The organism is Paenibacillus macerans (genome assembly GCF_050565405.1).
Lineage (GTDB): Bacteria > Bacillota > Bacilli > Paenibacillales > Paenibacillaceae > Fontibacillus > Fontibacillus macerans_B.
This window is the reverse complement of the sequence record NZ_JBNYYG010000060.1, coordinates 1-12,829: the sequence shown is the minus strand read 5'-3', so window position 1 is coordinate 12,829 and position 12,829 is coordinate 1. Positions and strand designations below refer to the sequence as shown.

General features: G+C 54.4%; 8 protein-coding genes and 1 pseudogene. All 9 read right to left on the bottom strand.

All coding sequences use genetic code 11. The features are described from left to right. Positions 1-9: 9 nt before the first annotated feature. A complete protein-coding gene (locus tag ACQ4N8_RS23655) occupies positions 10-1,314 on the bottom strand; it encodes an ABC transporter substrate-binding protein (protein ID WP_430706810.1) in 1,305 nt (434 codons plus the stop codon). 242 nt (positions 1,315-1,556) lie between these two features. Next, complete coding sequence (locus tag ACQ4N8_RS23650) at positions 1,557-3,197, bottom strand: response regulator transcription factor (RefSeq protein WP_430706809.1); 1,641 nt, start codon at positions 3,195-3,197, stop codon at positions 1,557-1,559. Further along, entirely contained in the window at positions 3,194-4,990 is a 1,797-nt protein-coding gene (locus tag ACQ4N8_RS23645) for a cache domain-containing sensor histidine kinase (protein ID WP_430706808.1), read from the bottom strand. The genes ACQ4N8_RS23650 and ACQ4N8_RS23645 overlap by 4 nt, the downstream gene beginning before the upstream one ends. Before the next feature lie 162 nt (positions 4,991-5,152). Beyond that, complete coding sequence (locus ACQ4N8_RS23640) at positions 5,153-6,511, bottom strand: S-layer homology domain-containing protein (protein WP_430706807.1); 1,359 nt, start codon at positions 6,509-6,511, stop codon at positions 5,153-5,155. Between the two features lie 90 nt (positions 6,512-6,601). Beyond that, positions 6,602-6,658: pseudogene (locus ACQ4N8_RS23635) on the bottom strand (hypothetical protein); the annotation flags it as partial. Continuing rightward, positions 6,639-9,713: a phosphodiester glycosidase family protein gene (locus ACQ4N8_RS23630; protein ID WP_430706806.1), complete on the bottom strand. Its 3,075-nt coding sequence runs from the start codon at positions 9,711-9,713 to the stop codon at positions 6,639-6,641. The pseudogene ACQ4N8_RS23635 and the gene ACQ4N8_RS23630, both read right to left, overlap by 20 nt. A gap of 35 nt (positions 9,714-9,748) precedes the next feature. After that, positions 9,749-10,495, bottom strand: a complete 747-nt coding sequence (locus tag ACQ4N8_RS23625; protein WP_430706805.1) for a hypothetical protein — start codon at positions 10,493-10,495, stop codon at positions 9,749-9,751. Between the two features lie 181 nt (positions 10,496-10,676). Further along, positions 10,677-11,024 (bottom strand): hypothetical protein, encoded by a 348-nt coding sequence (locus ACQ4N8_RS23620; protein WP_430706804.1) that lies wholly within the window; start codon positions 11,022-11,024, stop codon positions 10,677-10,679. A gap of 341 nt (positions 11,025-11,365) precedes the next feature. Then, the coding region (locus ACQ4N8_RS23615) for an S-layer homology domain-containing protein (protein ID WP_430706803.1) at positions 11,366-12,829 on the bottom strand (1,464 nt) is incomplete at its 5' end.

Genomic DNA, 12,829 nt, shown 5'->3' with positions numbered 1-12,829 from the left:
AGGGCCGTTTTATTTTACGATCAAATTGGGCAGCTCTTTGTTCATCTGCTCGACGCCGGCCTTCATCGCCTGTTCGGCCGAAACTCTGCCATAATAAGCGGCCTCCAGATTCTGGCTGATAATCTCGGTCAGCTTGCCCGCATACGTCACCTTTGCCGCGCCCTTACCGTACATAACCGCGTCGAAGATAGCCTGGTTGATCTCCGGCTTGTCGTTGATGTAATCCTCCTTCAAGGAGTTCAATACGACCGGCGCCCCCAGCTCGGTATAGCGTTTCCAGGTTTCCTCCTTGGACAACACCTGTTTGATGAACTCGGCGGCCAGTTCTTTGTTTTTGCTTTGCGAGCTCATAAACAGCAGCCTCATGCCGGAGAACGTTGCCTTTTGCTTTCTTTCGATCGGGCCGGATACGCCGATTTGGCCTTGCAGCTCCGGATGGTCCTTCTGCAAATTGGTGTAGGCCGTAGGACTGTCGTACGCGATCGCCGCTTTTCCGTTCGGGAACAGATTTTCGTTGGACTTGTTCGAATCGTTGGGGATCGTTAACCCCCTCGCCACGAGATCCGCAAGATATTCGGTCGCTTCGATCGCCTCCGGCGAATCGAACAATGGCTTGTTGTTCTCTTCATCGATAATCAGGCCGCCGTTTTGCAAGACAAAGGACTGCCAAAGCGTCCACCCGGCCGTCGTCGGGATGGCAAACCCTGCCAACGTCGTCGTATTGCCGTCCTTCTTCGTCAGCTTCTGGGCGTAATCGGCCAGTTCCTCCCAACTGCCCGGCGGCTTCTCCGGATCCAGCCCCGCCTCCTTGAACAAATCCTTGCGCCATAACAAGACGCGAGGGTCGGGAATGAAACCGAGCCCGTACTGCTTCCCGTTATAAAAACCCGTCTGCGCTACGCTTTCCATCAAATCGGATTTCCCGTCCCAATCGGCCAAATACTCGTCCAGCGGTTCGTATTGGCCCAGGCTGGCGCGCTGCGCCACGGAAGCCAGCGTATACGACAAGACGTCCGGCGCCGTCCCGCTGGCGTAAGCCGCGTTCAACTTGGTCTCCATGTCGTTCCCGAACGGGGCTTCGCTAAGTTCCACCTTCACGCCCGGATGGCTGGCTTCAAACTCGCCGATTACCCGCTTCCAATACGCATTTTCCTGCGCGTCCGTACCCGCCCTCCAGAACGTGAGCGTCGTCTCCTTGTTATTGCCTGCAGCCTTTTCGTTTAATTTCTCCGTCCCGCCGCTTCCGCAGCCGCTGAGCGCGGTCGTCGCCAGAAGGGCCAAGCCCGCTGCGGCAGCCAACCATTTTTTGTTCATCCTTTGTGACCTCCCTTTGTCCTGTTTCCGGTTGTTGCAAGCCAAGTATACGATAAGCCCCCCTTCCCCCGGTGACAGGGGATTCCGTTCTTTTATGACTTTGATCCCGTCTTCGGGCAACGCAAGGCATAGCCGCGGTTAAGCCATAGCACAATATTCGTCTTCTATAACACGTTATTCGGATTCGCGGCCGCATGCAAAAAAACTCCGAATCCACGGCATGTGGATTCGGAGAACCCCGCTTAACGAGTCCGGCCGCCTTGCCTCTCCATATATTCGTAAGGCGAAACGCCGACGTACTTTCTAAATAGCTTGATGAAATAGCTGGCATTGGCATAGCCTACCTCCATGGCCACGTCCGAGACGCGCATCTGCCGCTGCTCAAGAATCTCCTTCGCCCTTTCCATACGGATTTGCATCAGATACTCATTGAAGTTCAACCCGGTTTCCTTCTTGAACAACTCGCTGAAATAGGTGCGGCTCAGGTGGACATGCCCGGCGATTTCTCTGAGCGGAATGTCCTTCGCATAATTCTGCCGGATGTACCGGCACGCGGCTTCCACGGGCTCGGCGTACCGGACGCGGCAGGCCTCCATCGTTTCCGCCACCTCCCGAAGCTTCTCGCAGGTCCAATCCGCGAGCTCGGGATAAGCTTTCTTGTTCATGGCATGTCCGGCGGCTTCGCCAAGCGTCAAATCCAGCTTGTCCTCCGGGACTTGAAGTCGCCGCGCCTGATTGACCGCCTTGTAGATCAGCTCAAGGAACAGCGTACGAATCTGTGGGGGCGGTATCGATTTTTCGGCTTCCGCCGTCCGCCGCAGACGTTCGAATTCGGCCAACGCCTCTTCCGGCCTGTTCTCCTCAAGCAGCTTGGCCAAGGCGTCCGCATGCGGTTTTAACAAGCTGGCGTCGGTCTTCTCGCCTTCCCCCCTCGTATCCCCATCCTGGAAATACGCGATGCCGCGATCGCCGTAAAACCAGTTGCGGTCAAGCGCCTCCAGCGCCTCGTCCAGCTGTTTCGGGAGGAACGCAAGCCGTCCGTAGGTCATGCCGATCCCGATCGCCGCTTCGATGCCAAGAAACCTTTGCAGGTTTTCCAATACCCGGCTGGCTGTCAGAAGCAGCAATTCCCGCTGCGACTTCATGCCGGATGCCGAGGCGTTGACCAACAGGAGGTACACGTCCGGGTCATAAAAAAAGGCACAACCGCCGCCCGTCTCATTCATCAAGGTTTCGTTCAATACATTAATGACGGCATGCTGCAGCAGCGTCGGGTCACCGATTTTCAGCCGCCCCTCGCGCTCGGGACGATGGATGATGCCAAGCGCCAGCAGGGTTAAATTCTTTTCCGTCAGCCCAATGCGAAAGAAATCCATTTTCTCGGCGAATTGCATAACCGCTTGCCGGCTGCCCAGCAGCAGTTCCCGGAAATAGGCCGCACGCAGCGCCTGCTCGTTTTGATTCAGCACATGCCTGAGCGAATTGACCTCCAGCGCCCGGCTCCGCTCCAGTTCGAGGTCCCTGCGGACTTTGTGCAGGATCTCCGCCAAACCGGCCAACGTGATCTCCGCTTTAAGCACATATTCGCTGGCGCCGAATTTCAACGCCTCGACGGCAAAATGGAACTCGTTATAGGAACTGAAAATGACCGAACGAATCCCCGGGTGCTCGTCTTTAAGCCGTTTGATCAGTTCAAGCCCGTCCATGCCGGGCATTTTCACGTCCGTTACGACCAGGTTTACCGGATGGTTCGAGCAAAACGCCAAGGCTTCCTCGCCGTTGGAAGCTTCCCCGATGATGTTGTATTCCTCGCCTAGCTTGTCCACCGTCATGCGAAACCACTCGCGGATGATCAGTTCATCGTCAACTATCAGTATATTCATCGCTGCTTCGCTTCCTCCAGATGATAAAATGCCGGGATGCGTACGGTGACCTGCGTGCCGCCATTGTCCCCAGGCTTGAGCGCAAGGCCGTACTTCTCTCCGAAATGAAGCTGGATGCGCTCATGGACGTTGCGGAACCCCCCGCCGTGTGCGTTTTCTTCGCCAGCCGTTTTGCGCCCGAAGTCCGATAGCGCGCCGGCGTCCATGCCGATGCCGTCGTCGATAATCTCAAACACAATGTCTTCGCCTTCAAGGCAGCCTCTAATCCGGATCGTGCCTTTTTCCCGCTTCGGTTCGATGCCGTGAAAAATGGCGTTTTCGACGATAGGCTGCAAAATCAGCTTGATCGTCCGGTAAGGGAGAATGCCGTCATCGATTTCGTATTGGATATCCAACCGGTTGCCTTGGCGAATTTGCTGAATGAACAGGTAATTTTTCAGAATGCCAAGCTCCTCTTCGATGGGAATCCATTCATCCGGCTTGGATATCGACTGTTTCAACAAGCGCACCAGCGCCACAATCACCTCATCGATCGTCTCCGGCTCATGCTTGTATAACATGAACCGGATCGAGGATAGCGTATTGTACAGAAAATGGGGGTTGATTTGGGACTGCAGCGCCTGGATCTCGGCCTGCCGTTTATTTTGCTGTTCCCGGGTAACATCGTGCATAAGCTCGTTCAGCTTGCCGACCATTTGATTGAACTTCCGGGTCAGCAGGCCGATTTCGTCCTCGCCGTAAACCGGCGATCTGACCGACAAGTCCCCTTGCTCCACCCGGCCGAAATCCTTGTGCAGCCGTTTGATCGGAATGGCCAGCCGCCGCGCCATATAATAGGAGGCTGCGAAGGATAGTAACGCCACGATGGCAAAAACGACCACGACGATCGTTTGGATCCGGTTGATCGAAGCCAGCACGGTACGCGTCGGGGTGTACGATACGAGCTTCCAGTTCGTTTTGCCGATCGTCTGGAACGAAATCAACTGCTCGGTGCCCAGTTCCCGATCCACGAAATAGCCGGAATCGTAGTTGTCGATTTTCTTGTAATAAGACCGGCTATTTAAATCGACGTTTTCCATGAAACGCTCGTTTGAAGAGACGACCTCGCCGTCGTTGACGATGATGATTTCCTGATTTTCGTCCAAAGAACCGGCATATAGATTTCTCAGCGTCTTTTCGTCAATGCGAATGATGACCAGCCCGATCGGCGCCCAGCTTTCGAACAGGTTGCTGACCCGGACGGCGTAAACCGAATGATCGGCCGTTCCCGCGGGGCCGAGGCCGGGAATCGGTTCGGTAATCCACAAAATCCGTCCCTTGGCCTCCGTCGCCGTGCGGTACCAGTCCTGCTCCACAATGTCCTGCAAACGTGCAGATTGATATTGGGGATTCGTCGATAACTTAAATCCATTGAGCCCTAGTAGAGTAACGTCATATTTGATGTTTCCGAAGGAGTAAATCGAGTTGGTCAGCAGCCGGTCGAAAGCGGAACGAATCTGCGCTTCCTCGTAACTGTTTGGGGCAAAGCGGGTCGAGAAACCGTGGGTGACGTCCGTATTCAGATAAAAGGTGTTGGACACCGAGATGATATCGTCGATGAGCATGTCCGTCTTTTCGGATATTTGGCCCAGCGTCCTTAAGTTAAGTTGGTTCACTTTCGATTCGATCGATTGCTTGGAAACCTGGAACGAAATGATGCCGAACAGCCCGAGCGGAATAAGGATCAGGAACAGGGTCGAGATCAGAAACTTGTTTTGCACGCTGCTATTGCGAATAAACCATCTGCGAAACATCCGCGCCCCACTCCCTGAAAAATGATTATCCTCACTATATCAAAAGAACGTTTTCAAAGATATATGGAAAATGAATCGCTCAACTTGGATCAAAAAGTCTCTTGCCGTTTTGAATCGGCAAGAGACTTTTGGGATACATTTTTCGGTTACGGCGATCCCGCCTTATTTCTGCTTTTCCATCGATCTGAGCAGATTGGCCAGCATTTTGGCTGCTTCGCCTCGCGTGGCGCTTTGGGCGGGCGCAAACCGGCCATCGGCCAATCCTTGGATCAGCCCGGCTTGCTGCGCCGTTTTCACGGCCTGAATCGCATAAGGAGCGACTTGGGCTTCATCTTTAAAGCGAACCGGAGCAGCCGGCTCTCCCAAAGGATAACCCAACTTATCGCTCAGGCGGACTAGGATCACGGCCATCTGTTCTCTGGTGATCTTATCATTTGGCGCAAACGAGCCGGAGGTGATCCCGTTAACGATCCCTTCCTCGCTGGCCCATTCAACGTAAGGCGCAAACCAATCTGAAGGATCGACGTCGGCGAATCGGTTGCCCGTATTAGCGGGTACGTCCGCTCCTGCCGCTCCGGCGATAATTTTAACGAATTCACCGCGGGTAATCGCTTGATTTGGCAAAAATTGCTGTTCATTGATCCCGCTGATGATATTTTTTCCGGCCAAATAATAAATGTACGCTTTGGCCCAATGGCTGTCGGCATCGGTGAAATCGACGATTTTTTGCGTCGTCAAAATATATTCGGCATCGGCGGAAGCCGCAAACGGAATAGCGATTAGGCCGTTATCATCCACCGGAAGCCGCTGCAGGAGACGCGGGGCCGCCTCTTGCGTATTCAAGGCGTACAGGTATAAGGTTTGGCCTGCATGTTCTCCGCCGGCATTCACTTCCAGCGTCATCTTTCCGGGCAGCTCGCCATGGTGGTTGAGAGCAAAGCCCAGCACGACCCTATTGGGGTTGACTTGCACCGGAGTTTCGATCTTCCCGACCGGGGCCAGTTTTACTAGATTTACGCCTAAATCCAAACGGTCTGCAACCGCAGGGTTCGTGATGTCTTCCGCATGTACCGTCCATTGATATCCGCTGCCGATAAAAGTAACGGTCTCTCCTTTACCTTTGCCGAGTTCAGCAAAGAGGGCCCCGGACACTCGGCTGTCTTTAGAAATATCGATCGCCTGATCCGCACCGGCCTTATCCGTATTGTCCGGAACAGTGGCACTCCCTGAACCGCCTTCCGAACCGGATGACGGGGAGCTTGGCTTCGCTAAGACCATCACTTTGGCCGTTGCTTGCAGACCTCCGAACCGCGCGGTGATTTCTTCTTCGCCAACCCCTATGCCTAGCAAGGTTCCAGCGGTGGTTTGGGATACTAGACCGTTTTTGAAGCTAAATGAAACATCTTTTAAATCAAGGGCATACGCCGAGCCGTAAGCATCGGTGGCTTTGATCGTCGGGATGGTCTCATCGCCGACCCGCAGGCTGCCGGGCAGGATAAGCTCCAGTTTGACGGGCTTCACGTCCGCGGGATTCACCGTTTCAACGGTTATCGAGTGCCTCTTTCCGCCGGAGGTTCCCGTGATGGTTGCCGCGCCCGCCTTTTTTGAACTGACGACACCGTTTTCGTCGACGGTCGCTACCGCTTCATTACTGGACTTCCAAGCGATCGCGACATACTCGCGAGTTCAGCTGGGCTACATATTGGCTTGGGTACTCTCTGAAATCCCCGAACAAATCCAACTGAACCCGGGATCCGACGACCACTTTCATCTTGTTGGAGAGGATGGCCCCATTTTTGATGTATACTTTCGTCAGCAAAGGATCGAAGGAGTATTTCATTTTTCCGTTCGTAACCGTAATCTTCCCGCTGCCAAGCAAATCCCCGTCCCCATGTCCGACATAGGCCTTATTGGCCGCATTTCCTCCAATGATGTATTTTACGCCAACCACTTCCCAGGACTGCAAGGTATGAAGATGCCCGAATAAAACGCCTATATCCACGTTCAGATGCTGCTTTTTATAAGCGCTTAATATGGTTTCGAACTTGGCAGCGTCGGAAGGATTCATTTCATGCGCCGTTCCGAAATCGTCTCTTGTGACGACATGATTGAAAACCAGTACATTGGGCTGCGTATTTTTGGCAAGAACCTCCTCCAGATAATGGAACTGCGTGGAATCGGAGGCGCTGATGCTTTGTCCGTAAGCCGAGTTCAACATAATGATCAGCGTGTTACCGTAATCAAAATGCATCGTTGGAGAACCGAATCTTTCATAAAAAAGGTCCAGGGTGTTTTTGAATGCCTCATGGTTGCCGGCTAAAACGAATAACGGCTTGGAGCCGAACAGTTCCGCATACCGGACGGCATCGTCATATTGCGCCTGAGAACCGTCGTCGACGATATCGCCAAGATGCATGACCAGCGAGGTGTCATCCGCGGCAGCCCTTTTGAAGATGCGTTCGGTAAAGGCGTTGCCCTGCGTGTCCGGAACCACCGAGATGCTGAAGTTTTGGCGGTCCGCAGGCTGCGCAACGGAAGCGACGTCCAACTGGTCCGTGTAGGTCTGCATCGCGTTCCCGGCACGATCTTTCGCATCGATGGCCAGGAGATAAGAACCGTTCGGGAGCTCGCGTTCCGGCTCGGCATAACCCCAGCCCGTGCTTTCGTCGTAATAAACCGGCAGCGTAGTGCCGTTCAGTTTTACCGAGATGTCCTTTGCTTCGACCTTTGTTTTTTCGTCCTGAAGGTTAAAGGTGATTCTTGGAGCCGGAATTTTGACCGTGACGTCCGAAGTAGGCGTAACATTCGAAAGGGTTGGAGCAACCGTATCCGGAGACAAATCCACATGGTAGGTTTTATCGATCCAGGGTACGGACGGATTGGATTCCAGGTCATAAGCCTCGACGAATACGTTGTAGTCTCCTTCGGACAGGTTTTCCAGTTTAAATCCTAAGCGGCCGGTGTTTGCATCGAAGGTATAATTTTGATCCGCACCGTTGACTTGGACGGTAATCCGGTCCGCATCCACGCCGGAGAGCTTGTCCGTGATCGCGGTGGAGAAATCCAGCGTGCCGCTATAGACGTTATTGGATGCAGGAGTCGTATCGGTAAACTCCGGACCGCTAAAATCCGTAACCTCGTCGGTGTATAAAAATTTCAGATCATCCAAATAAATCGTTCCGGAATACGCCGGTTTCGCCTTATCCGTTTCTACGGAGTATAAATAGTTCAACCGGATCGGCAATTGCCAGCCCTGGGGAATGTTTACCTCAATATATTTCCAGCCTACCCAGTTGACATCGTCACTGTCGCTGGTAAGGTCGATCGTTTTGTTGGCCCCGGTGCCGTCCTGGAAAATCGATCTCAGCCACGGCGCCTTTCCGTCGCCATACACCCATACGCCGAATTTTTTCGGATATACTTCCGTTTTATAAGTCGCATCCATTTGCCCCGCAAGTTCGTCCGGCCATTTGCTTCCCGTATACCAATGCGGTATCCAGTTCAACGTTCCGTTATACTGCCGGGTCCATGGGGTAAAATCATAGTCCATTTTGAAGCTGCGCGAGCCGGAGTGTTTCATGTCCGATGAGATGCTGAGATAAGGGCTTGAGCCTGCACTCCCGGCGTATTGGGCCACGTTGCCGTAACCGTATCCGCTTAAATGGTAGCCTTCGATCGGATACGTTTCGAAACCATCGATGATCTGTTCTTTGAGTCCGACCGAGATGACGGCCATGACGGTCTGCCCGCCGATGGATGCGGTAAGCGTTCCGGTGCCGTGATCGGCTGTCGCCGTGACGAGCCCGCTTTCGCTTACTGTGCCGATATCGCCCGTAAGACTCCATTCGGCCAGCGAAGGATCTACAACGACCCGATTTCCCGCTGCGTCCACCGCGTTAAATTCGAACTGCTTCGTTTCATTGGACTGCATGACCACGCTGGTGGTTGCGGTAAAATCGATCGACGCAAAAGCATCGACGACGGTCACGGCCGCGCTGCCTTCGATGCCGTTAACGGTTGCGGTAACTTCGCCGCTCCCCGCTTCGTTCGGAGCGGTATACCGGCCGTTTTCGTCAATGCTGCCCAAGGTTGCGTGCCACTCGACCTCTTTATCGACGTTAGAAATGGAATTGCCGAATTCATCCGTAACTCTGTAGGTAAAGTCGTACTTTGAGCCCTTGTAGAGGGTCGCGTTTTTATCCACGACCACATTGCCGACAACCCCGGATTTGGTGGCGGAGCTGACAAACAGCAGCGAATTCGTTACGACCCGCGAACCGCCGTCGCTGGGATGGTTCACGGTAACCGGCTTATCGCTTCCGGCTTTGCGCACGATCATCTCGGTAGATCCGCCGCCGTCCAGATTAAGGGCGTTTACGCAACCGGCATCCCGCATGTACTTGGCAAGATCCGGAAGCGAGGCCCCGATGCTTTCGTTGAAATTGGCGTTGGGCTTGTCCACGGTCACGACGACCAGACTGCCGTCCGCTCTGATGCCTAACGCCGTGCGTGCATTCGGCCCGGTCGTGAAACTTGTTTTGTCGGGCATTTCGCTAGCGTCGAGGGCATGACCGTCGCGCACCAGCCAAGTGTTGAAGGCGACCGAGGTCGCAATGTCATTGTTTTGAACCGAACCGACGTACAGATTAAAGCGGAAGCCGATGGGATCTCCCGGAACCATGGATTCGACCTCGGCCTTTTTCGTTCCATATCCCGCTAGCACGATGTAGCCTTCCGGGATATCGAAACCGTCCTCGCTTATATGCCTTCGATGGTGCCTGTATACTCCCGGCCGGAATAAACCCCATCAAAGGAATCGACGCGGATTAACGCGAACGCGGAATTCCCCTGGTTCCCCGCATAGTAGTGCGTCATCTTGTGATTTTGCGTAATATCGCCGGTGTTGATGACCAGCGCGTCGGAAACGCCTTGGTTTCGATTGAGCAGATTCACGTCATATACGCTATCGTTTACCGAAATCGAACCTTCCAAGTGAAGAGAATCGATTCCCGGAACGTTATTCCGGTCCACGTAGAAGCTGGTTCGGTAGGAACCTCCCGTTTCATCGGGGTTTTGGCTCGTTATCAGCTCGCCGTCCTTGACCATCAATCCGATGGGCATCCCCGTGCTCATATCAAACATATCGGCGTTGATCCCGGCAACGACCTGGTTGCCTTTCAATATTTCACGTTCTGCCTGATTCGGAACGGTTTCCATGGCATTGACCGTTTCCAGGGCTTTCCCGGAAATCACTTTCGTATAAGGATCGGACGGATCGATGGCCAGTCTGTTCACTCTAACTCTATTGCCCGTATCGTAAAAATCGTTGATGTCCTCTTCGGCGTAGTTTACGCCGCTGGCGATCTTCTCATCGCTGAGGACATGGATGTTCCGCGTTGGCGAGGCATCTCCTTCTGCCGCCCAAACCCCGGCGGCAAGGTTAAATACAACCGCAAAGACTAGTAAAAGGGTTAACAGTCTCGTGCCGATCGTCTTTTTTCGCATAGTCTCACTCTCCTTTTAGTTCCTATCAACGAATCACTATATCAGCGGTTTATCAGCGCAATTCCAGCCCTGGGTAAAATCTAGTAAACGATGAACTCCATAAAAAAAATTCCTGCATGAGATGCAGGAATTAGTGCCTAAAAACTCTATCGCTGACCGTACCCACTCCAACCGCAGACCTCTACTTCTTATCCACCTGCAGCAGCGTAACGCTCTTGACCGTGAACGTATCCTTCAGCTTTTCCTCGGGGATGACGTTCAGCTTCACCAGTCCCGCCAGCTTCTGCGCGTCGGCCTTGGAAATCAGCCGCCACACGCCGGGATCGGGGAGCGCCTCGTACAGCTTATGGTCGTCGTACTCCTTCCGCTCCTGGCGGATCGCTTTGATCCGGTAGCCGCCAACGTCGAGTTCGGACGTGCCCAGCTCCCGGCAGTGTTCCAAAATGTCCCCGCGCAAAGCGGCAAGCTCCTGCTCGGCTTCCTTCTGTAGCTGTTTCAGCTCGTAATACCGCTGCACTTTTTGATCCATCCGTTCACGCTCCTTTATTGCCATGTATATGAACCGTCGGCGGCTTTTAGACGGCCTGCGGCGAACAGGGAAAGAAAACAAGACGGGGAACAGGAATGAAAATCGCCGAAGCGGCACGTTCCAGCGGTACCTGGCCGCAATAAACACCAGGCTCCCCCGTCGCCCATCGGCTCAAATCGGAAAAACCTGCAAAAGTGCAGTTTTTTCGGGGAATTCGCGCGTTCCCAGCCAAAAGCCTGCAAAAGTGCAGGAATTTCTAAAAATCGGCGGTGTCGCTTCAACCATATAGGCATAAAAACAGCTGCCGGCTAAAGACACCGGCAGCTGTTTTGAGCATTGTACTAGTTTTTAAAGTCTTTGAAGATTCGGTAGACGACCACGGCCGCTTCGGCGCGGGTCGTCGGCAGGCCGGATTCGAAGCGGCCTCCCGCTTTGCCCTTCATGATGCCAAGTCCGGTAACTTTGGATACCGCCTCGGAGGCCCAGCCCGGAATCCGATCCTGGTCGGCAAAGCCGGCAAGATCGCCGCTCGCCCCTTCCGATTGGCCCAAGACGTCCAGCGCCTTGGATACCACGACGGCCATCTCGGCGCGGGTGATCGGACGGTCCGGCGCAAACACGCCGTCCGCATAGCCGCTGATGATGCCTTTCGAAGTGGCGGTCTTCACCGCGTCCTCGTACCAGCTGCCGGCCGGAACGTCGCTGAAGGTAACCGCGCCGGCCGCGTTCTGATCCGGCTTCAGTTCCAGCGCCCGCACGAGCATGGATACAAACTCGGCCCGGGTCACCTGCGTTTCGGGATGGAAGCTTCCATCGCTCGCCCCCGCTACGATGTCTTTGGACGCAAGCACCTCGATTTCGTTCACCGCCCACGGATAATTCGCCGCCGTTACATCAGTGAACGTGATATTCTTGGCCAAATACATGTACCGGCTAAAGCCGTACAGGTTGGCAACGACCTTGCCGTCCGCCACTCTTCCGAAGAACTGAGCCAGTTGGCCCTTGTCTCCCAGCTTGTAGAAGCTGATCTTCTCCCCGTTGATCGCCCCGGGGTTCAGCGCCGTCAGCGGAATAGCCGCTTCGGCCGGCTTGCTGAGGGTGATATTCTCCAACGGTTTTCCGTCCTTCGTCAAGATGTTGATATTATAGTAAATCCCGAACGGTTGAATCCCCGCCGCCAGCTTCAAGCCTTCCAGCAGCTTCTTCGTTTCGTCTTCGGTCGCCGGCGTTACTTGTACGAAGGCGGCCTCCGGCGAAGTAATCGCGCCTTCGGGAATCGTCAGCGTGAACCCGTTCGGCAGCTTCACGACCGTCGTTTCGCCTGCCTTGATAGCTACGGCATTTTTAGGCGGTACCGGCGGGGAAGGTGGAGTTGGCGTGGTTGTAGATGTACTACCGCCGCTGCTGGATCCACCGCCTCCGGATCCGCCTCCGTTGCTAGGCGGATTTGCCGCAGTGACCGTCACCGCCACATGCTCCGTCAAGCCTTGATAGGTGACATCAATGGCGGTCGTGCCGGCTTTCAGCGCCGTTACTACCCCATTTGCCATTACGGTTGCGATCTGCGGATTTTGCGACAAGTAAACCGCATCCGTCACGGTCGATTCATTGCCTTCCGCATCCTTATACGTTACGGTCAATTGACCGCTGGCCCCTTCTTTCAGGGACAGGGAGGTCGGGGTAATCTTTAAGGAGGGTTCCCCAGGCTCTTCGCTGCCGGTGACGGTTACGCTGACGGTTTTGCTGAGGCCTTCGTAACCGACCTCGATCGTCGTCGTTCCGGCCGCTTTACCGGTCACATTCCC